Source organism: Streptomyces sp. NPDC048523 (assembly GCF_043199815.1).
GTDB lineage: Bacteria > Actinomycetota > Actinomycetes > Streptomycetales > Streptomycetaceae > Streptomyces.
Window position 1 is genome coordinate 896063 of record NZ_JBICWQ010000002.1, and the last position, 21740, is coordinate 917802.

Below are 21740 nucleotides of genomic sequence, written 5' to 3' on the forward strand. Positions count from 1 at the left end.
TCTCAGCCCTTCTTCTGGTTGGTCAGGGCGCGCTTGATGCGCCCGGCGGCCCGTCGCCACAGCGGGCGCGGCGCGGCCGCCTTCTTCTTCGGGGCACTGGGAGCGGCCTTCTTCGCGGCCGACGGGGTGTGCCGGTCGATCACGGTGGCGGTGCCGTCGGCGGCGACCACCACGTCCACCGGGAGCCGGGTCCACTTGCGCTCACCGCGAGCCGCGGAGGGCACGCCGATCCGGACCGCCCAGCGCATGCCGGTGAGCTTCTCCAGCGGCAGCTCGGCGGTGACCGTACGGCCGTCCAGGGTGGCCTCCGCCGGGTACTTGCCGACGTTCTTGCGCTCGAAGCGGAGCTGGACCGTGTCCCCGCCGGCCGCGGCGACGTGCAGCGGCAGGGGCAGCCGTACGACGGAACCCTCCACCGCGCCCGCGGCGGGCGGCATGACGGCGACGGCCTCGCCCTCCAGCTTGTTCGTGTGCTGGTCGACGTCGAGCGAGAGGTTGCCCGGTCCGTCGGTCCAGTACGGCAGGACGAGCCGTGCGGGTTCGCCGGTGAGGGCGGCCAGGCGACCGGCCTCGACGTCCTCGCCGCGCACCGCGCCGAGCCGGGTCTCCTTGCTCCAGCCGCAGGACTTGATCCTGAGGTGCAGGTCCCAGATGCCCTTGTCGAGCGGGGCGCCGGAGGCCGCGGTCTCGGGATCGAGCTCGGCGCGGGCGGAGATCCGCTGCCGGACGGCACCGTCCCCGGACGCGACCTCGTGCAGCTCGCTCTTGACGGGGAGGTAGAACTGCCGGGCGTCCTCGCGGTGCCGGACCACCAGGTCCACGTCGCTCTTGGCCAGCGGGGCGTCCAGCGCGATGCCCTGGTCGTCGAGCGCCTTGAGGGCCTCGTCGGAAAGCGGCAGGCCGAGCAGCCGGCGCTCGCCCTCCTGACGGAAGGTCATGGGCTCGTCGCCGATGTGCAGTTCGGAGTCGAAGCCGACGCTCAGGGTGCCGTCCCGCCACTCCAGCGAGGTGAGCTCGCCGGTGGGCTTGATCCCGGCCTCCCACTCGGCGAGGGTGCGGATGTCCTGGTAGCGGTCGGCGAAGACCAGCCCGGCGACGACCTTCTGGGTGAGGCCGAGACGGGCGACGACACCGGGTCCGAAGCGCTCGGTGACCACCTTGTGGATCTCGGTGTACAGCTCCTCGGCGTAGTCCTCGGGGAGCTTGAGCAGGCGCTTGCCGCGCAGCCGCTCGACCATCTCGTTGCGCAGCCAGCGGCTGAACAGCTTGTCGCGCAGCGCGCCGGGCTCGGTCAGCGACTCGACGACGTCGAGGGCCTCGCGCAGGTTGCCGAAGTAGCCGACCGGGTCGAAGCGCTGGAAGCCCGCGTTCGAGCCGTCGTCACGCGTGATGTGGTAGTAGCACAGGTAGTCACCGAGGACGGAGACGTTCTTCGCGCGCAGATAGGTCTCCACGACGAAGACGTGGTCCTCGAGCCGGCGGCGACCCTCCTTGAAGCGGATCCCGTGCTCGTTGAGGAACTCCCGCCGGAACATCTTGTGCGGGGTGAGGCTGTCGATCAGCGGCGCGTCGGAGACGCTGGCACGCGGCCGGTTGACCCGGAACAGCTCCTGCGGGACCGGGCGTCCGATGCCCGCCATCTTGCCCACGACGACGTCGGCCTCGTTGGCCTTGCCGAAGTCGTACATCCGCTCAAGGGCCTCGTCGCCGAGCCAGTCGTCGTGGTCGACGAACATGACGTACTCGCCCTGAGCGGCGTCGATGCCGGTGTTGCGGGGCCTGCCCGACCAGCCGGAGGACTCCTGGTGGATGACGTGGAAGTGCGGGTGCTCGGCGGCGAGCTGGTCCAGGCGCGCCGGGGTCTCGTCGGTGGAGCCGTCGTTGACGAAGAAGACCTCGAACTCGTCCGGGGTCAGGCTCTGCCGGAGCAGGCCCGTGATGCAGTCCTCGACGTATTTGCCGGGGTTGTAGACCGCGATGACGACGCTGACCTTGACCGTCACGCCGTGTTCTCCTTCAGATGGACCCGGTGGATCTCCGGGAAGGCCTCGGTGAGAGCCGTGCGCCAGTCGCGCAGCGGCTCGATGCCGGCCTCGGCGAACCGGCCGTGACCGAGGACGCTGTAGGCGGGACGCGGAGCGGGCCGCACGAAGGCCTCGCTGGTGGTGGGGCGGACCCGGTCCGGGTCGGCGCCGAGCAGGCGGAAGATCTCCTGGGTGAAGCCGTGCCAGGTGGTCTCGCCGGAGTTGGTGCCGTGGTAGACGCCGGCCGGGGCGGTGCCGGCCAGGGCGCCGAGGCCCAACTCGACCAGCAGGCCCGCGAGATCGGCGCTCCAGGTGGGCTGGCCGCGCTGGTCGTCGACGACGTCGAGGGTGTCCTTGACGCCCTCCAGCTTGATCATCGTGCGGACGAAATTGGGGCCGCCGGCGCCGTACAGCCAGGCGGTGCGCACGACGTAGCCGCGCTCGGTCGCCAGGACCGCCTTCTCCCCGGCCAGCTTGGTGCGGCCGTAGGCGCTGCGGGGCGCGGTGGGGGCGTCCTCGGCGTACGGCGTGGTGGCGTCTCCGGCGAAGACGTAGTCCGTGGAGACGTGCAGCAGGACGGCGCCGGTGCGGGCGCTGGCCTCGGCGAGGTGGCGGGGCCCGTCGCCGTTGATGGCGAGCGCCTCGTCCTCACGGGTCTCGGCGTCGTCGACGGCGGTCCAGGCCGCGCAGTTGACGACCACGGCGGGCCGGTGCTCTTCGAGTGCCGCGCTCACGGCGCCGGCGTCGGTGAGGTCCAGCGCCTTGCGGTCGAGGGCGACGAACCGCTCCCCCGACTGGGACAGCCGGGCCAGGACGTCCTGGCCCAGCATGCCGCCCGCGCCCGTGACCAGCCAGGTGCGGTTGTCGGTCACAGCGCGGCCCGCTCCTTCAGCGGCTCCCACCAGGCGCGGTTGTCGCGGTACCACTGCACGGTCTCCGCGAGGCCCTGCTCGAAGCTCTTGCGGGGCTCGTAGCCGAGCTCCTCGCGGATCTTCGTGCAGTCGACGGAGTAGCGGCGGTCGTGGCCCTTGCGGTCCTCGACGTACTCGACGCTGGTCTCCCAGTCGGCGCCGCAGGCCTTCAGCAGCAGCCCGGTGAGCTCCTTGTTGGAGAGCTCGGTGCCGCCGCCGATGTTGTAGACCTCACCGGCCCGGCCCTTGGTGCGCACCAGCTCGATGCCCTGGACGTGGTCGTCGATGTGCAGCCAGTCGCGGACGTTGCCGCCGTCGCCGTACAGCGGGACCTTCTTGCCGTCGAGAAGGTTGGTCACGAACAGCGGGATGACCTTCTCGGGGAAGTGGTGGTGCCCGTAGTTGTTGGAGCAGCGGGTCACGCGCACGTCCAGGCCGTGGGTGCGGTGGTACGACAGCGCGATCAGGTCGCTGGACGCCTTCGCCGAGGAATACGGCGAGTTGGGCTCCAGCGGGTGCGTCTCGGGCCAGGAACCCTCGTCGATCGAGCCGTAGACCTCGTCGGTGGAGATGTGCACGAAGGTCTTGATGCCCGCGCGGTGGGCCGCGTCGATGAGGGTGTGGGTGCCGACCACGTTGGTGCGCACGAACTCGGCGCCGCCGTCGATGGAACGGTCGACGTGCGACTCGGCGGCGAAGTGGACGACCTGGTCGTGCTCGGCCATCAGCTTGCCGACCAGCTCGGGGTCGCAGATGTCGCCCTGTACGAAGGCGAATCCGGGGTGCTCGCGCACCTCGTCGAGGTTGGCCGGGTTGCCCGCGTAGGTCAGCTTGTCGAGGACGGTGATCGAGACATCACCGGGGCCCTCGGGGCCGAGCACGGTACGGACGTAGTGCGAGCCGATGAAGCCGGCACCGCCGGTCACCAGAATCCGAGTGGTCATGAAGAGATCTGCACCTTGCTGTGATCACCGAGCACGAGCCGGTGTGCCTTGGGGTTACGGGGCGCGGGCGTGACCTCGACGTCACGTCCGATGAGCGAGGCCTCCACGCGGCGCACGCCGGTCACGGACGAGCCGCGCAGCACGATGGAGTACTCGATTTCGCTGTCCTCGATCCGGCAGTCCTCGGAGACGGACGTGAACGGGCCGATGTAGGCGTCGTTGACGACCGTGCCGGCGCCGATGATGGCAGGGCCGACGATCCGGCTGCCACGGACGCTGGCGCCCGCCTCGACGCGGACCCGGCCGATGATCTCGCTGGTCTCGTCGACCGTGCCCTCGTTCACCGGCTCGACGGTCTCCAGGACGGACCGGTTGACCTCCAGCATGTCGGTGACGTTGCCGGTGTCCTTCCAGTAGCCGGAGATGGTCGTGGAGCGGACGTCGCGCTTCTGGTCGATCAGCCACTGGATGGCGTGGGTGATCTCCAGCTCGCCGCGCCAGGAGGGCTCGATGGAGCGGACGGCCTCGTGTATGGCCGGGGTGAAGAGGTAGACGCCGACGAGGGCGAGGTCGCTCTTGGGCTGCTTCGGCTTCTCCTCCAGGCCCACCACCCGGCCGTTGCCGTCGAGTTCGGCGACGCCGAAGGAGGTGGGGTTGGGGACGCGGGTCAGCAGGATCTGCGCGTCGGGCCGCTCGGCGCGGAACTCGTCCACCAGACCGGTGATGCCACCGACGATGAAGTTGTCGCCGAGGTACATGACGAAGTCCTCGTCACCGAGGAACTCCTGCGCGATGAGAACGGCGTGGGCGAGGCCCAGCGGCGCTTCCTGCGGGATGTAGGTGACCTTGATCCCGAACTGGGAGCCGTCACCGACCACCTCCCGGATCTCGTCCGCGGTGTCGCCGACGACGATGCCGACCTCGCTGATTCCGGCCTCGGCGATCGCCTCCAGGCCGTAGAACAGCACCGGCTTGTTGGCGACCGGCACCAACTGCTTGGCGGAGGTGTGGGTGATCGGGCGGAGGCGGGTGCCCGCTCCCCCGGAGAGCACGAGAGCCTTCACGAAAATCCCTATTTGTCTAAATTAAGTGTCAATCTCGGCTCACATCATAACCCTGAGGACAGGCCGGGGATTCACCGGCCATTCACACGATCGATCACCGGTTGACAACTTTCCGTCGGACGCAATAGCCACAGAATCACGAAATCCGTCCCCGGCGAACCGGGAACGGATTTCGATCTTCAGACGGCCGAAACTAGGCGGTGACCGTCCGTCAGGCCTCGTCGGCCGGGGTCGAGACGGACCGCGGCGACTGCTGCTCGGCCGCCACCGTCTTCTTCGACGTCACCTTCTTGGCGGTCGTCTTCTTGGCGGCGGTCTTCTTCGCGACCGTCTTCTTGGCAGCGGTCTTCTTGGTCGCGGCCTTCTTCGCCGTGGCCTTCTTGGCCGTCTTGCGGGCCGTCTTCTTGGCCGGAGCCGCCTCCTCGGCGGGCTCCGCCACCTCGACCGGCGCCTCGGCCGACACCTCGGCCGAAGGCACGACCACGACGGCCGCCTCCTCGGACGCGGTGGGCGTGGTGGCCTTGCGGACGGCACGGCGGCGCGGACGGGCCGGGGCGGCGCTCTCGGCGACCGCCTCGGGCTCGGCCTCGGCCGACACGGCCACCGGCTCCTCGGCCTGCGGCTCGACCACCGGCGCGGCCTCGGCGACCGTCACCACGGCTGCCTCCGCACCCGTCGGGGAACCGGCCGGCGCCGATGCCCTGCGAGTGGCCCGACGACGCGTACGACCCTTCGGAGCCGCCTCGTCTACGGCGGGCTCGCTCACGGGAGCGGCCTCGACGACCGGGTCCTCCGCCGCGACCGGCTCGGCCTGCACCTCGGCGGCCGGCTCCGGCTGCACGGGACGCTCGGCCTCGACCTCGGCCGGCACGGCCTGAGCGGTCGGCACCTCGACGTCCTCGAAGACCGGGCTCTCCTGATCGGCCGGCGCCTCGGCACCGCCCGACCGCCTCGACCCGGCACCCCGCGGGGCACCGGCGGGAGCGGACGCCCGGCGGCCGGACCTGCGACGGCCACGCCCACGCGTGGCCGAGGCCTCCGCCTCGGCGACGCTGCTGTACAGCTCCTCGTCGGGCGCGAACTCCGCCGGGGCGAGCGCGATCGGCTCGGCCACCTCGGCGGCGAGCTCCGCCTCTGTCTCCACCTCGAGGTCCTCGGGCGCCTCCACGGCGGCCACGGCCTCGTGCGTGTGCTCCTGCCCGTCGCCGCCGCGCCCGCGCTTCTTGCGCTTGCCGCCGCCACCGGCGGAGGTCGGCGTCTCCATGTGCACGATGACACCGCGGCCGTTGCAGTGGACGCAGGTCTCCGAGAAGGACTCCAGCAGGCCCTGGCCGACCCGCTTGCGGGTCATCTGGACCAGGCCCAGCGAGGTGACCTCTGCGACCTGGTGCTTGGTCCGGTCCCGGCCCAGGCACTCCAGCAGACGCCTGAGCACCAGGTCCCGGTTCTGCTCCAGCACCATGTCGATGAAGTCGATCACGATGATGCCGCCGAGGTCGCGCAGCCGGAGCTGACGCACGATCTCCTCTGCCGCCTCCAGGTTGTTCCTGGTGACCGTCTCCTCCAGGTTGCCGCCCTGGCCGGTGAACTTGCCGGTGTTGACGTCGACGACGACCATCGCCTCGGTCCGGTCGATCACCAGCGAACCGCCACTGGGCAGCCAGACCTTGCGGTCCAGCGCCTTGGCGAGCTGCTCGTCGATCCGGTACGTGGCGAAGACGTCGACCTCGGAGGTCCACTTCGACAGCCGGTCGGTCAGGTCGGGCGCGACGTGCGAGACGTATCCGTGGATGGTCTCCCAGCCCTCGTCACCGCTGACGATGACCTTGGAGAAGTCCTCGTTGAAGATGTCGCGGACGACCCGGACGGTCATGTCCGGCTCGCCGTAGAGCAGCGTCGGGGCGTTGCCGCTCTTCGCCTTCTTCTGGATGTCCTCCCACTGCCCCTGGAGCCGCTCGACGTCGCGGCGCAGCTCGTCCTCGCTCGCGCCCTCGGCGGCGGTGCGCACGATGACGCCCGCGTCCTCGGGGACGATCTTCTTGAGGATGGTCTTCAGACGGGCGCGCTCGGTGTCGGGCAGCTTGCGGCTGATGCCGGTCATCGAGCCCTCGGGGACGTACACGAGGTAGCGGCCCGGGAGGGAGACCTGGCTGGTCAGACGCGCGCCCTTGTGCCCGATCGGGTCCTTCGTCACCTGGACGAGCACGGGCTGGCCGGACTTGAGGGCGGACTCGATGCGGCGCGGCCCGTTGGCCATGCCCAGCGCCTCGAAGTTGACCTCACCGGCGTAGAGCACCGCGTTGCGGCCCTTGCCGATGTCGATGAAGGCGGCCTCCATCGACGGCAGCACGTTCTGGACCTTGCCCAGGTAGACGTTGCCGACGTACGAGGTGGCCTGCTCCTTGTTGACGTAGTGCTCGACGAGCACACCGTCCTCGAGGACGCCGATCTGGGTGCGCTCACCGCTCTGCCGGACGACCATCACGCGCTCGACGGCCTCGCGGCGGGCCAGGAACTCGGCCTCGGTGATGATCGGGACGCGACGGCGCCCCTGCTCGCGGCCCTCGCGGCGGCGCTGCTTCTTGGCCTCCAGACGGGTCGAGCCCTTGATGGACTGCACCTCGTCGGACGGCTCGGCCTTGGCGCGCGGCTCGCGCACCTTGACGACGGTCCGCTCGGGGTCGCCGTCACCGGGCTCGACGTCGACGGAGGAGTCACCGGCCCGACGCCTGCGGCGACGGCGGCGACGGCTGGAACTGGAGCCGCCGGACTCGTCCGAACGGGCGTCCTCGTCGTCCTCGTCGTCCTGCTCGGCGTCGTCCTCCTCCGGTGCGGACTGCACGGACTGCACGGACCGTCCGGACCGCCCGGTCTGCTCGGCGTCCTGTTCGTCGGAGTCCTCCGGGTCGTCGTCACCGGACGCGTCGGCGGACTCACCGCGGCGACGGCGACGGCCACCGCGGCGGCGGCGCCTGCGCGACCCGCTCTCCTCGGCGTCGTCCTCCTCGACGGAGTCCTCGCCGGCGTCGTCCGCCTCTTCTTCCTCGACGACGGTCTCGGCGGCGGTCTCGGCGACCGTCTCCTGCACCTCGGGCTCGTCACCGGCACCCCGGCGCCGGCGGCGGCGCCGCGACCCGGTCTGCTCCTCGGCGATCTCCTCGACCGGCTCGACGGACTCGGCCGGCTCGCTCTGCCCGGCCTCCGCCTCGGCGGCGGCCTCGGCGGCGGCCCGCTGCGGGGTCTGGAACTGCGGCTCGGTGAAGACGGGCGCCTGGAACACGGCGACCGCGGGCCGGGCCGGCCGACGCCGCGAACCGTCCTCGTCCTCGGCACCTCCGGCGCCTCCGGCGCGGCGCGCGGGCTCGGAGAACCCGGTGGCGGCCTGCCGGACGGACCGCCGACGGCCACGGCGCGGGGCGGCCTCCTCGGCGGCGGGGGCGGGAGCAGGGGCCTCAGCGGCGGGTTCCTGAACGGCGGGGGCCTCGGCAGCCGGCTCGGACGGCGCGGCCTGGACGGCCTCGCCCTCGGGGACACCGGCGGGCGCGGAGACACGACGCGTGGCACGGCGGCGGGTACGACGCGGGCCCGCGTCCTCGGCGTCGGCGCTCTCGGCGGGCACTTCGGCGACCACCGGCGCGACGGCCCCGGTGACCTCAGCGGCAGCGGGCGCCGCCTCCACGGCCTCGGCGACCTCGGCGACCTCCGGAGCACCGGCGGGCGCGGCGGCACGCCGCGAGGCCCGGCGACGCGTACGCCCGGCGGGCGCCTCGTCGGCGGTCTCGGCCGCGGCAGGCGTCTCGGCGCTCACCGGAGCCGCGGTCTCACCGGCTTCGGTCTCACCGGCCGCGGCGGCACCGGCGGGCGCGGACACCCGACGGGTGGCGCGCCGACGGGTACGCCCGGCGGGCGGAGTGGCGTCCTCGACCTCAGCAGCAGCCTCAGTCTCAGTCGCTGTCGCTGTCTCGACGGCGGGCGCCTCGGCGGCGACCACCGGCACCACGGTCTCGGCGGCCTCGGGAGCCGCGGTCGCCCCGGCGGGGGCGGACGCCCGACGGGTCGCACGCCGACGTGGACGCGCGGCGGGCGCGGCGGTCTCGGCCGGCTCCTGCGTCTCAGCGCTCTCGGTGTTCGCGGAGTTCTCGACGGTCTCGTCGAGCTTCTCCTCCTCGTCCGTGACGAGGTCCTCCGCCTCTGCAGCCGGTACGGCCGGAGCGACGATCTCCTCGCCGCCCGGGGCGGCGGCGACCGGAGGTCCCGCCGGCCTGGAAGCGGCACGGCGCCGACGACGCGGCGGCAGGGTGTCGCTCGGAGTGTTCTGTTCGGAACCCTCGAGGGGTTCGGTCGGTTCGAGCATGCGGGCTTGTCTCCCGTCAGGCTCCCGGGCGCCGCACCTGGTCCGGCGATAATGCCGGTGACGTCCGCGGCTCGCGCGATGCGCGGTGCCGCCGTCCGGGGCGCGGGCGCCGCACGGGAGCTCTCTGTGTCCTGTCTCGCCGGTTCCGTACGCCCTTGTTGGGTACGGCCTGGCGAAAGTCTTGTGGTCGGTGCGCTGCCCGACCCAGGTGGCTCCCGAGTACGAGGGCTGCGCTACGACGCCCGTCCTTCGCGGGACCTTCCTTACGCCGGCGCCTTCGCGGCGGCAGTCGCTTCGGCCGTTGAGTGGGCCTCGACTGCCTCGCGGTCGGGTGCGAGCGGGTCGGTCACCGTGCCGGTCTCTTCATCGAGCAGCCCCTGCGCCAGCCTGGTCACCGCTGCGGGGACCGGCGGCGCCAGGTCGGCCACGGCGCGGAGACCGGACAGGACGTCGTCGGGTCGAACGGCAGGCGTCACGTGCCGAACAACCAGCCGCAGTATCGCACAGGGCTGGTCGGTCGGCCTATCAGCAGGTTCACTGTGCGTTTCAAGTCGTACGACCGCGGGGCGGGCATCGAAGGTCCGAAGGCCGTTCTTGGTGGTGCGCTGGACCTCGACCGCCTCGGCGGTGTTGAACGCGGCGACCGCGCGCCCGGCCTCCGCCGGGTCCACGCCGTCCAGCCTGAGCTCCCACACGGAAGCGGTGAGCCGGTCGGCGAGTCCCGAGGTCCGGGCCTCGACCGCGTCGACGACGTCGAGCCCGGCGGGCAGCGACTCGTCGAGGAGGAGCCGGAGCTTCTCCGGGTCGCGCGCCTGCGTGAGCGCGATCTCCAGGTACTCCGCCTCACTGCCCGTGCCGGTGGGTGCGGCATTGGCGTACGACACCTTCGGATGCGGTGTGAACCCCGCCGAGTACGCCATGGGCACCTCGGCGCGGCGCAGCGCACGCTCGAAGGCGCGCTGGAAGTCACGGTGGCTGGTGAACCGGAGGCGGCCGCGCTTGGTGTAGCGCAGTCGGATGCGCTGCACCGCCGGTGCGGGCGGCGGGCCTTCGGGCTGTCGCTTGCCCAGTGTCGCTCAGTCCTTCGTGAGTGCGGTCGTACTGCTACCAAGAGTACGTGTGTCGGCGCCCGTCGGTTCCCGGGGGGACACCACCTGCGGTTGCCCCCGATCCCCGAACAGCATGCGCCGGACATCGGCCCGGGCCTGCCGTACCGACTCCCGGGCGGAGGCGAGCGTGGCCCGGGTGACCCGGCCCACACTGCGTGCGGCCTCGGCGACGGGGCGCAGCACGGCGTCCCGGATCACGTGCCCGACGGGGGTCAGGACCTCGCGGTACACCCAGCGCACCGGCTCGACGAAGATCCACCGGAAGAGGGTCGCGAGGAACCGGCCGACGGCGAGGGAGATGTGCCCGGCGATCCGCCAGGCGTGCCCGAGCGCGTCCCGGACCTCCCGGCCGACGACGACGAGAACCCTTCCCACCGGCGCGAGAACCCAGCGCCACAGGGCGAGCGCGGGCAGCACCAGCAGGATGCGCGCGATCCAGTACAGGGCGAGACCGATGCCACTGACGACGGCGCCGACGACGGCGCTCACCAGCCAGGCGAGCCCACGGGCGCACCAGGCGATCGCGCGCCCGATCGGCGTGAAGATCCAGACGAAGAGGGCGCCGAGGCTCTTGAGGAGCCATACGATCCCGCGCCCGACCGGCGTGAACATCCGGGCGTACACCCACACCAGCCCGGCCACGATCCCGCGCCCGACCCACGCGAGGCCGCGCCCGGCCAGTGTGAGAATCCAGACAATCCCCGCGCCCAGGCCCTTGAGCAGCCACACCGTCCCCTGCCCGACCGGAGTGAGCACGCGCGCGTACACCCACCCCAGACCCGCCACGATCCCCCGCACGACCCACGCGATGCCGTGCCCGATGGGCGTCAGCACAGACCGGTACAGCCACACCAGGGGGACGACGAGGAGCACCTTGCCGAGCCAACCGACCGCTTTGGCGAGGGGCACGACCACGTATCGCCACAGGGCTACGCAGGGCCACACGACCAGGGCCCGCCACAGCGGCCGCAGCAGGCTGTCCCGCAGGAACCGCCCCGCCACCACGAGCGCGTCCCACACGAGCCGCACGGGCACGACCAGCACAAGCACGACGATGCGTACGGGGATGCGAATCGCGACAGTGAGACATCCCTCGGGCGGGGCCGGGGACGGGGGTGGGGGCGCCTGTGGCGCGGGCTGCTTCTCCAGGTCCATAACGACGTAGACGCCTCAGTTCCCCGTCCGGATCCAGTACCGCGGCACGAGACGCGGTGCGGAGAGCCTACCGAGGCGGGTCCGGTCTGGGACCTCGGTGAGAGCCCGTGCACTATGTCCCCATGATTACGCTTACGAAGGAAGACGGCCCCGCCGACCTGGACGGCGTGACCCACCTGTCCATAGGGGTCTCCTGGGACCCCACCGCGGGCGCCAGCGGCGGAGTGATCGGCAAGCTCCGCCGCAAGACCGGCACGGATCTCGACCTGATCGCCATCGCCATGCACGACGGCGACCCGGTGCGCCTGGCGGGCCTCGACTCGCTCGACCCCATCGGCAACGGCTCCCTGCTCCACAGCGGCGACAACCAGACCGGCCACGGGGACGGCGACGACGAGACGGTCACCGTCGAGTTCGCGAAGCTCCCGCCGCACATCACGTCGATCGTCTTCGTCGCCGCCGCCTACAAGAAGGGCAGCTCTTTCCAGAAGGCCCGCAACATCAGCTTCAAGGTCTACGACGCCACCGGCGGCAGCTCCCAGCAGGTCGCCGACATCTGGCCCAGCATGCTCACCACGGACAACGGCTGCGCGGTCGCCAAGGCGGTCCGAGTCGGCAACACCTGGAAGCTCGAAGTCATCAACACCACCGGCAAGATCAAGCAGGGCGACGAACTGGCCCTGATGCGCTTCGCCGCGAGCAAGTAGCCGACGGCGGGACGAAGGTCCGGGGGAGAGGGCCGGGGCCACACCATGGGCAGCCCTCCCCCTCGCCCCGCTCCAGCTCTCCTTCGACCGATGAGTTCTGAAGCCCGACGAGGTCTGCCCTCCGCAGAAGCGAAAGTCGCGTACGCACTCACTCTGTGAGGGGACCCATGACCGCACAAGCACTGCCTCCCGTCGTCGACGCCGCGACGTGGGAGCATCGGCTCGGAGAACTGCGAGCCCGGGAGAAGGCCGCGACGCGGGAGCTCGACGCCATCGCGGCCGAGCGCCGTCGCCTGCCGATGGTCGAGATGCCCGACTACACACTGGAGGGCGAGGACGGCCCCGTACGGCTGGCGGACGTCTTCGAGGGCAAGCGGCAACTGATCGTGTACCACCACATGTGGTCCGCCGGCCAGGAGTGGCAGTGCCCGGGCTGTACCGGTTTCACCTCGCAGTACACCCGCCTGGAGTTCCTGGACAACTACGACGCCCGGTTCGTAATCGCCACCCAGGGCCCGATCGGGGAAGCCCTCGCCTACAAGGAGCGGGTCGGCAACAGGATGCCGTGGTACTCGACCGCGAACAGCCCCTTCGGGGCCGACGTCGGCGCCCCGCCCGACGGAGGATTCGCTGTCAACGTCTTCCTGCGCGACGGCGACACCGTCTACCGCACCTGGCACACCAACGGCCGCGGCACCGAGCAACTGAGCCACACCTTCGCCCTGATCGACCTCCTCCCCTACGGCCGCCAGGAGGAATGGCAGGACTCCCCGGACGGCTGGCCCCAGTCCCCCACGTACAGCCGCTGGGCCACGTCGAAGGACATCGCGGCGCTCTACGGCCCGAAGCCGGCCGACGGGCACTGAGCCCGAACCCGGGCGGGGCGCCGCGGACCCTCCACGTCCTGCTCTCCTCGCCCGGTCGGTCCATACTGAAGGCAGGAGTGACGCCGCCCTTCGTACGAGGAAGGTGAGTGCGCACATGTGCCGTTGGATCGCCTACTCGGGCACACCCGTCCTTCTCAGCCGCGTCCTGTTCGAGCCTCGCCACAATCTGATCGACCAGAGCCTGCACTCCCGCATGGGAGTGGAGACCACCAACGGCGACGGCTTCGGCATCGGCTGGTACGCGCAGGAGCTCACCACACCGGCGGTGCTACGGGACGTGGGCCCCGCGTGGAACAACCGGAACCTGCAGGAAGTCGCTCACCACGTCCGTTCGGGTATGTTCTTCGCCCACATCAGGGCGACGACCGGAACAGCCGTCCAGCAGACCAACTGCCACCCCTTCCGAAGGGACCGCTGGCTGTGGATGCACAACGGCATGATCAACGACTTCCATCTGCTCCGACGTGACCTGGCCCTGGCCGTCGACCCGGCCCTCTACCCGGAGATGGAGGGTTCCACCGACTCCGAGCTGATGTTCTACCTGGCCCTGACGTTCGGTCTCACCGAGGACCCGCCGGGTGCCGTGGCCCGCATGGCCGGTCTGGTCGAGGAGACGGGACGCAGACACGGCGTCCCCCACCCCCTCCAGATGACGATCGCCCTCTCCGACGGTGACCGCCTCTGGGCCTTCCGCTACTCCAGCGAGGGCTCGTCGCGGTCCCTGTTCTACAGCACCCAGGTGGAGTCCCTGCGCGCGCTCCACCCGGACGCCGAGTTCCTCCAAGAGGTCGGGGACGAGACCCGCCTCGTCGTCTCCGAGCCCCTGGGCGACCTGCCCGGCGCCTGGAACGAAGTACCCGAGAGCAGCTACGGCATCGTCCAGCCGGGCCAGGACATCCTCCACCCCTTCAAGCCCCAACTCCCCTAGCTCAGTAGCCGGCAGTCCGGTCGAAGCTGGTGACGTTGAGCTTGACGCCCTTCACGCTCTTGAGTGTCGTGAAGAACTCACTGTGCCGCCGGCGTCGACCGCCTCCCAGTCCCAGGAGTCGTCGGACTTCTCGCTGCTGCTGTTCTTGATCGTCCAAACGAGCCAGATGTCGGTGATACCGGCTTGCGAGCGGTCGTCGAGCTTGAAGCTGATGAGGTCGGCCCGCTCCTTCGCGGCTTCCCGGGTCTGCCCCTGCCGGGTCTTCGCAGTGGGGATCACCAGCACAACGATGACGATGACGGCCACTGCGGCCAGGGCGCCGGCACAGCCCCAGAGACAGCCACGGCCCCGTCGCTTCTTCTGGGGTGGCCCGGGAGGCGATGTCCACTGCCGAGGACCGTCCTCAGACTGCTCACTCGCTGTCATGGCGCCTCCTCCGTAGCGGGTATCGCCACGCTAGGAAGCCAGGCGACAGCCGCCGAGTACGAGGTTCTCCCGGGTCCGCAATCCCTCAGCCCCACCGCACCCCGCAATGGACAGCCGAGGCCCCCTCCCGCGCAGGAAGGGGGCCTCGGCGTCACTCACCTCAGTGCGAATGCCCACCCGCGGCAGGGGACCCCGCGTTCTTGACCGTCAACGGCAGCAGCTTCTTCCCCGTCGGTCCGATCTGGATGTGGGTGTCCAGCTGCGGACACACCCCGCAGTCGAAGCAAGGCGTCCACCGGCAGTCCTCCACCTCTGTCTCGTCGAGGGCGTCCTGCCAGTCCTCCCAGAGCCAGTCCTTGTCGAGGCCGGAGTCGAGGTGGTCCCAGGGGAGGACTTCCTCGTAGGTCTTCTCGCGGGTGGTGTACCAGTCGACGTCCACGCCGAAGGCGGGCAGCGTCTTGTCGGCGCAGGCCATCCAGCGGTCGTAGGAGAAGTGCTCGCGCCAGCCGTCGAAGCGGCCGCCGTCCTCGTAGACGGCACGGATCACGGCGCCGATGCGGCGGTCACCGCGGGACAGGAGGCCCTCGACGATGCCCGGCTTGCCGTCGTGGTAGCGGAAGCCGATCGAGCGGCCGTACTTCTTGTCGCCGCGGATCTTGTCGCGGAGCTTCTGCAGGCGGGCGTCCGTCTCCTCCGCGGAGAGCTGCGGGGCCCACTGGAAGGGGGTGTGGGGCTTGGGGACGAAGCCGCCGATGGAGACCGTGCAGCGGATGTCGTTCTGGCCGGAGACCTTGCGGCCCTCGGCGATCACCTTCGTCGCCATGTCCGCGATCTGGAGGACGTCCTCGTCCGTCTCCGTCGGCAGGCCGCACATGAAGTACAGCTTCACCTGGCGCCAGCCGTTGCCGTACGCCGTCGAGACCGTACGGATGAGGTCTTCCTCGGACACCATCTTGTTGATGACCTTGCGCATGCGTTCCGAGCCGCCCTCGGGGGCGAAGGTCAGGCCCGAGCGGCGGCCGTTGCGGGTCAGTTCGTTCGCCAGGTCGACGTTGAAGGCGTCCACGCGGGTGGAGGGGAGGGACAGGCCGATCTTGTCCTCCTCGTACCGGTCCGCGAGGCCCTTCGCGATGTCGCCGATCTCCGAGTGGTCCGCCGAGGACAGCGAGAGGAGGCCCACCTCCTCGAAGCCCGTCGCCTTCAGGCCCTTCTCCACCATGTCGCCGATGCCCGTGATGGAGCGCTCGCGGACCGGGCGGGTGATCATGCCCGCCTGGCAGAAGCGGCAGCCGCGGGTGCAGCCGCGGAAGATCTCCACGGACATGCGTTCGTGGACCGTTTCCGCCAGCGGGACCAGGGGCTGCTTGGGGTACGGCCACTCGTCGAGGTCCATGACCGTGTGCTTGGACACGCGCCACGGGACGCCCGACTTGTTGGGGACCACGCGGGCGATACGGCCGTCCGGGAGGTACTCGACGTCGTAGAACGCCGGGATGTACACCGAGCCCGTCTTCGCGAGGCGGAAGAGGACCTCTTCGCGGCCACCCGGCCGGCCCTCCGCCTTCCACTCGCGGATGATCTTCGTCATGTCGAGCACGGCCTGCTCGCCGTCGCCGATGATCGCCGCGTCGATGAAGTCCGCGATCGGCTCGGGGTTGAAGGCCGCGTGGCCGCCGGCCAGCACGATCGGGTCGTCGAGCGTACGGTCCTTGGACTCCAGCGGGATGCCCGCCAGGTCCAGGGCCGTGAGCATGTTGGTGTAGCCCAGCTCGGTGGAGAAGGACAGGCCGAACACGTCGAAGGCACCCACGGGCCGGTGGCTGTCCACCGTGAACTGCGGGACCCGGTGCTCGCGCATCAGCGCCTCCAGGTCCGGCCACACGCTGTAGGTGCGCTCGGCGAGGACGCCCTCCTGCTCGTTCAGGACCTCGTAGAGGATCATGACGCCCTGGTTGGGGAGCCCCACCTCGTACGCGTCCGGGTACATCAGTGCCCAGCGGACATCGCAGGACTCCCACGGCTTGACGGTGGAGTTGAGCTCACCGCCGACGTACTGGATCGGCTTCTGCACATGCGGGAGCAGAGCTTCGAGCTGCGGGAACACCGACACTGCGGTTTCGGCTGACATCTCGCACTTCCATGGACGGACAGGGGTGACCATCTAGCCTAACGCGGCCGTGGCCGGCCCCCGTACGCCCGAAAGATCACAGGGCGTCCGCCGTTCCCTTGATCCCGTCCCAGAACCCGGGCAGCTCCGCCTCCACCGCCGCCGCCCGCCGCTCCTCGCGCCCGTACAGCAGGCCGTATGTGAAGGCGCTCTCCCCGCGCGCGTGGGCGACCGCGGACAGCTCGCGCAGGGTCTGCCGGGCCATCACGCTGTCCTGGTGCTCCCCCAGCAGGTTCTGGAGCGCCTTCATGGCCTTGACCATGGTCTTGGCCGGCTTGCCGAGGGCCGGGCGGGCCGCCTCGGCCGCGTAGCGGGTGCGCTTGGTCTTCTTGCGGGCCTCGTGGATCGCGAGGTCCCGGTCGGTGCCGGGCTCCAGTTCCAGCGCCCGCCCGACGCGCCCGGAGACCTTGCGGAACTCCTTTCGCACCGCCTTGGCGATCACCTTGTGGGGCTTCTTCCCGGCCGCCTTGAGCAGCGGCGGGTCGGCGATCAGCGCGTCGAGGGTGTCGAGCAGGGCGAGGTATCGCCGGGAGTCGAGCACTCCGATCAGCCGCGCGCTCGCCCCGCCGGGCCGGACCCCCGACCAGGCGCTGAGGCGTTCGCCCACGGGCCCGGAGACCAAGGCCCCGGGCACCTCGTCGAGGGCCGCCGACAGGCGTTCGGCGAGCACCTCGCGGTCCCGGTCCACGCCCAGTTCGCCGGCGAGCCACTTCAGCTCGTCGCCGATCGGGTCGGTGACGGCACGGTCGAGGACCTCGCCGTACGACTTGAGGGTGCTGCGCAGCCGGCGGGTGGCGACGCGCATGCCGTGCACGGAGTCCTCGGCGTCCTGGCGGACGGCGGGGTCGAGCTCAACAATCGCATTGCGCTGGGCGCGGACGTACGCGAGGACATGGTCGCCCGCGGTCACCGGGTCCCCGGTGACGGGACTCTTCTTCTTGGGCGCGGTCTCCGCGAGGGCCCGGGCCAGCTTCGAGGAGGACCCTGAGGGCCGTACGCCTGCCTTGCGCAGGCGCTTGTCCACCTTGTCGAGGAAGGCGGGGTCGCCGCCGTCGGCGAGTTCCACCTCGATCTCGGTCCACTGGGTCTCACCGACGCCGCCGCTGAGCCGCTCGGCGTGGACGGTGTCGACGCTGGCCTCGGCGAGGAGCCGGCCCTCCGCGTCGAGGAGGTGGCGCACGTCGCGGTCCGAGCGGAGCCGGACCACGGGCAGCACCTCGACGTCCCGGACGCGGGAGCGGACCAGGGCGGCGAGTTCGTCGGGGAGGGTGTCGGAGAGCGGGGCCCGGATCTCGTCGCGCACGCCCTCGGAGACGGGGAACTTCAGATGCCAGCCGGCGTCCGATCCACCCGTGCGGCGGCGCAGGGTGATCGAGGACGCCATGAGGCGTTCGTCGGGTGTGTCGTAGTAGGTGGCGTCCAGCCGCGCGACACCCTTGTCGACGACGGTCTCGACCCCGGCGACTTTGGTCAGGTCGGGCAGGCCGCTGTCCTCGGACTCATACTTGCGTTCGATCTCCCGCTTGGTGTCCGCCATGATTCGAATCTAGTGGTCGGCCCGGGGTTCCGGCAGAGGGTCACCGCCACCCGGCTGACCCCGGCTGACCCCGGCTACGCCGACATCGGCCGCTGCACCTTGATCGACTGCAGCAGCCCTATGGCCACCCACACCGCGAACATCGACGATCCGCCGTACGACACGAACGGCAGCGGCAGACCGGTGACCGGCATGATCCCGAGGGTCATGCCGATGTTCTCGAAGGCCTGGAAGGCGAACCAGGCGACGATCCCGGCGGCCACGATCGTGCCGTACAGCTCGGTCGTCTCGCGGGCGATCCGGCAGGCCCGCCACAGCACGACCCCGAGCAGGACGATGATCAGGCCCGCGCCGAGGAAGCCCAGTTCCTCGCCGGCGACGGTGAAGACGAAGTCGGTCTGCTGCTCGGGGACGAACTGGCCCGTGGTCTGCGAACCGTGGAAGAGCCCCGCGCCCGTCAGTCCGCCCGAACCGATGGCGATCCGGGCCTGGTTGGTGTTGTAGCCAACGCCCGCCGGGTCGAGGCTCGGGTTGGCGAAGGCGGCGAAGCGGGCGATCTGGTACTCGTCCAGCACCCCGAGCTGCCACACCGCGACCGCTCCGAGCGTGCCCGCGCCCAGCAGTCCGAAGACCCAGCGGTTGGAGGCGCCGGAGGCGAGCAGCAGCCCGAGCACGATGATGACCATGACCATGACCGACCCGAGGTCGGGCATGAGCATCACGATCAGCATCGGTACGGCGGCCAGGCCCAGGGCCTGGAGCACGGTGCGGTGGTCGGGGTAGGGCTTGTCGCCCGCGTCGACCCGGGCCGCGAGCAGCATCGCCATGCCGAGGATGATCGTGATCTTCACGAACTCCGAGGGCTGGAGCGAGAAGCCGCCGCCGAGCACGATCCAGGAGTGGGCGCCGTTGACCGTGGAGCCCAGCGGGGTGAGGACCAGCAGGATCAGGGTGAGCGAGGCGCCGTAGAGCAGGGGCACGGCGGTGCGCAGGGTGCGGTGGCCGACCCACACCACGCCGATCATCAGGGCGAACCCGATGCCGGTGTTCATGAGGTGCCGGATCAGGAAGTAGTACGGGTCGCCCTGGTTGATCTCGGTGCGGTTGCGGGTCGCCGAGAAGACCAGGACCGAGCCGATCATGGACAGGGCGAGGGCCGAGAACAGTATCGGCCAGTCCAGCCGGCGGGCGAGCGAGTCGCGGGCCAGCAGCCGGGTCCAGCCCGCGCGCGCGGGGCCGTACCCGGAGACCTGGAAGCTGTTCGCCCCGGTCATGTGAGCATCCTCCGGCTTCCCCTCCTGCGGCGCCGCCTGCGGGTGTCACGGTTCCCGTTGGCCGGCGTGTTCACGGTCGCGCCCTGCTGCGTCGCGTCCGGCCCGGGCGTGGCCTCCTGGCTCGCCCGCTGGTCCTTGGCCGGGTCCTTGCCGATCTTCGGGGACTTGATGGTCCCGTCGGTCTGGACCTTGGGCAGGCTCTTCTCGGGGGTGGGCAGCAGCGCGTTCTTCTTGTCGATGGTGCCGTCGGCCGCGACGCCGTACATGGCGTTGTAGATGTGGCGCACGGCCTCACCCGACGCGCCGGAGCCGGTACCGGCCTGGGCGATCGTCATGACGACCGTGTAGTCCTTGGAGTACGTGGCCAGCCAGGACGTCGTCTGCTTGCCGTAGACCTCGGCGGTGCCGGTCTTGGCGTGCAGCGGGATCTTGTCCTGCGGCCAGCCGCCGAACTTCCAGGCGGCCGTACCACGGGTGACGACGCCTTCCAGGGCGGCGTCCATGCCCCTGATGGTGGCCTGGTCGATCGGAAGCTTCCCGGTCGCCTTGGGCTTGATCTCCTGGACGGTCCTGCCGTCGGCGCTGATGATCGCCTTGCCGATGCTCGGCTGGTATATGGTCCCGCCGTTGGCGAGCGCCCCGTAGATCCTGGCCTCCTGGATCGGGGTGACGAGGGTGTCGCCCTGACCGATGGAGTAGTTGATGGAGTCACCCTCGCGCATCTTGTTGCCTTCGAGGCAGTTCTCGTACGCGATCTTCTCGACGTAGGTGCCGTCCTTCTTGCCGGTCCTGCACCAGGCGTCCTTGTTGGCCTTCCAGTACGACTCCTTCCACTGGCGGTCGGGGACGCGGCCGGTGACCTCGTTGGGGAGGTCGATGCCGGTCTCCTTGCCGAGGCCGAACTGGTGGGCGGCCTTGTAGAAGTAGTCCTTCGGCTCGCCCTTCTTGGGGTTGATGCCGCCGTCCTTCTTCCACTCCCGGTCGGCGAGGCCGTAGAAGACGGTGTCGCAGGAGACCTCCAGGGCGCGGCCGAGCGAGATCGGGCCGAAGCTCTCCCCCTCGAAGTTCTTGAAGACCTGGCCGCCCACCGAGTAGGAGCTGGTGCAGGGGTAGCCGCCGTCCCACTCGTAGCCGGCCTCGACCGCGGCGGCCGTGGAGACGACCTTGAACGTCGAACCGGGCGCGGACTGACCCTGTATGGCCCTGTTGAGCAGCGGGTAGTCGGAGCCCTTGCCGGTGAGCTTCTTGTAGTCCTTGGCGGAGATTCCGCCGACCCAGACGTTGGGGTCGTAGGTCGGGGCGGACGCCATCGCCACGATCCGGCCGGTCTTGGCCTCCATCACGACGACGGCGCCCGAGTCGGCCTTGTAGTTCTCGCCGGTGATCTTGTCGAACTGCTTGCGGGCGATCTTCATCGCCTGGTTCAGCTCGTACTCGGCGACCCGCTGGACGCGGGCGTCGATGCTGGTGACGAGGTTGGCGCCGGGCTGGGCCTCGTCGGCCTCGGCCTGGCCGATGACACGGCCGAGGTTGTCGACCTCGTAGCGGGTGACGCCGGCTTTGCCGCGCAGTGCCTTGTCGTACTGGCGCTCCAGGCCCGAGCGGCCGACCTGGTCGGAGCGCAGGTAGGGCGAGTCGGTGTTCTGAGCCTTGGTGATCTCCTCGTCGGTGACCGGGGAGAGGTAGCCGAGGACCTGGGCGGTGTTGGCCTTGCCGGGGGCGGCGTAGCGGCGCACGGCCTGCGGTTCGGCGCTGATGCCGGGGAAGTCCTCGGCGCGCTCGCGGATCTGCAGGGCCTGCTTGGGGGTGGCCTCGTCGGTGATGGGGATCGGCTGGTAGGGCGAGCCGTTCCAGCAGGGCTGGGGCGTCTTGGCGTCGCAGAGCCGGACCTTGAGCATGACGTCCTGGGCGGACATGCCGAGGACCTTGGCCAGCTTGGCGAGGACGGCCTTGCCGTCGTCCTTCATCTTCAGCAGGTCGGTGCGGGAGGCGGAGACCACCAGGCGGGTCTCGTTGTCCGCCAGGGGCACTCCGCGGGCGTCCAGGATCGAGCCGCGCACGGCGGGGTCGACGACCTGCTGGACGTGGTTGCCGGAGGCTTCCTTGGCGTACGCGTCGCCCTCGCGGATCTGGAGGTACCAGAGGCGGCCGCCGAGGGTGCCGAGGAGGGACAGCACCAGGATCTGGATGACGACGAGTCGGATCTGGACCCGTGGGGTCCGTCCGGTCTCGGGGATATTGGTCACTGCGGCT

15 protein-coding genes are annotated in these 21740 nt (G+C 70.5%); 3 read left to right on the forward strand and 12 right to left on the reverse strand.

The window, feature by feature from the left end; all coding sequences use genetic code 11:
- Positions 1–2: 2 nt before the first annotated feature.
- The 7 genes from ACGFWE_RS13005 to ACGFWE_RS13035 all read right to left on the reverse strand — a co-directional run bounded on the left by ACGFWE_RS13005 (position 3) and on the right by ACGFWE_RS13035 (position 11561).
- Positions 3–2003 carry a glycosyltransferase gene (locus tag ACGFWE_RS13005; protein ID WP_352383907.1) on the reverse strand — a complete coding sequence of 667 codons (2001 nt, stop codon included), beginning with the start codon at positions 2001–2003 and terminating at the stop codon, positions 3–5.
- Positions 2000–2896, reverse strand: a complete 897-nt coding sequence (gene rfbD, locus ACGFWE_RS13010; protein ID WP_393599824.1) for a dTDP-4-dehydrorhamnose reductase — start codon at positions 2894–2896, stop codon at positions 2000–2002. Before rfbD ends, ACGFWE_RS13005 begins: the two co-directional genes overlap by 4 nt.
- Positions 2893–3879, reverse strand: coding sequence for a dTDP-glucose 4,6-dehydratase (gene rfbB / locus ACGFWE_RS13015; protein ID WP_330266958.1), 987 nt, complete (start codon positions 3877–3879; stop codon positions 2893–2895). Before rfbB ends, rfbD begins: the two co-directional genes overlap by 4 nt.
- Complete coding sequence (locus ACGFWE_RS13020; protein ID WP_393599827.1) at positions 3876–4943, reverse strand: glucose-1-phosphate thymidylyltransferase; 1068 nt, start codon at positions 4941–4943, stop codon at positions 3876–3878. The genes rfbB and ACGFWE_RS13020 overlap by 4 nt, the downstream gene beginning before the upstream one ends.
- A gap of 211 nt (positions 4944–5154) precedes the next feature.
- Positions 5155–9297, reverse strand: coding sequence for an Rne/Rng family ribonuclease (locus ACGFWE_RS13025; RefSeq protein WP_393599829.1), 4143 nt, complete (start codon positions 9295–9297; stop codon positions 5155–5157).
- A 263-nt stretch (positions 9298–9560) separates the two neighbouring features.
- Positions 9561–10325 carry a TIGR03936 family radical SAM-associated protein gene (locus tag ACGFWE_RS13030; RefSeq protein ID WP_352383913.1) on the reverse strand — a complete coding sequence of 255 codons (765 nt, stop codon included), beginning with the start codon at positions 10323–10325 and terminating at the stop codon, positions 9561–9563.
- Positions 10326–10373: 48 nt separating this feature from the next.
- Positions 10374–11561, reverse strand: a complete 1188-nt coding sequence (locus tag ACGFWE_RS13035; protein WP_393599831.1) for a hypothetical protein — start codon at positions 11559–11561, stop codon at positions 10374–10376.
- A 122-nt stretch (positions 11562–11683) separates the two neighbouring features.
- On the opposite strand from ACGFWE_RS13035, the gene ACGFWE_RS13040 reads away from it, so the two are divergent.
- The 3 genes from ACGFWE_RS13040 to ACGFWE_RS13050 all read left to right on the forward strand — a co-directional run bounded on the left by ACGFWE_RS13040 (position 11684) and on the right by ACGFWE_RS13050 (position 14083).
- Positions 11684–12268 (forward strand): TerD family protein, encoded by a 585-nt coding sequence (locus ACGFWE_RS13040; protein ID WP_393599833.1) that lies wholly within the window; start codon positions 11684–11686, stop codon positions 12266–12268.
- Between the two features lie 167 nt (positions 12269–12435).
- On the forward strand, positions 12436–13134 hold the full coding sequence (locus ACGFWE_RS13045) for a DUF899 family protein (RefSeq protein ID WP_352383918.1): 699 nt from the start codon (positions 12436–12438) through the stop codon (positions 13132–13134).
- A gap of 115 nt (positions 13135–13249) precedes the next feature.
- Positions 13250–14083 carry a class II glutamine amidotransferase gene (locus tag ACGFWE_RS13050; RefSeq protein WP_352383919.1) on the forward strand — a complete coding sequence of 278 codons (834 nt, stop codon included), beginning with the start codon at positions 13250–13252 and terminating at the stop codon, positions 14081–14083.
- 51 nt (positions 14084–14134) lie between these two features.
- Here ACGFWE_RS13050 and ACGFWE_RS13055 read toward each other — a convergent pair whose 3' ends face one another.
- The 5 genes from ACGFWE_RS13055 to mrdA form a co-directional block, all read right to left on the reverse strand.
- Positions 14135–14389, reverse strand: a complete 255-nt coding sequence (locus ACGFWE_RS13055) for a hypothetical protein (RefSeq protein WP_352383921.1) — start codon at positions 14387–14389, stop codon at positions 14135–14137.
- A 280-nt stretch (positions 14390–14669) separates the two neighbouring features.
- A complete protein-coding gene (locus ACGFWE_RS13060; RefSeq protein ID WP_393599836.1) occupies positions 14670–16637 on the reverse strand; it encodes a TIGR03960 family B12-binding radical SAM protein in 1968 nt (655 codons plus the stop codon).
- A 76-nt stretch (positions 16638–16713) separates the two neighbouring features.
- Positions 16714–18213 (reverse strand): CHAD domain-containing protein, encoded by a 1500-nt coding sequence (locus tag ACGFWE_RS13065; protein WP_393599838.1) that lies wholly within the window; start codon positions 18211–18213, stop codon positions 16714–16716.
- A 74-nt stretch (positions 18214–18287) separates the two neighbouring features.
- Positions 18288–19487 (reverse strand): rod shape-determining protein RodA, encoded by a 1200-nt coding sequence (gene rodA, locus ACGFWE_RS13070; RefSeq protein ID WP_393599840.1) that lies wholly within the window; start codon positions 19485–19487, stop codon positions 18288–18290.
- A complete protein-coding gene (gene mrdA / locus ACGFWE_RS13075; RefSeq protein WP_352383927.1) occupies positions 19484–21733 on the reverse strand; it encodes a penicillin-binding protein 2 in 2250 nt (749 codons plus the stop codon). The genes rodA and mrdA overlap by 4 nt, the downstream gene beginning before the upstream one ends.
- Positions 21734–21740: the final 7 nt, after the last annotated feature.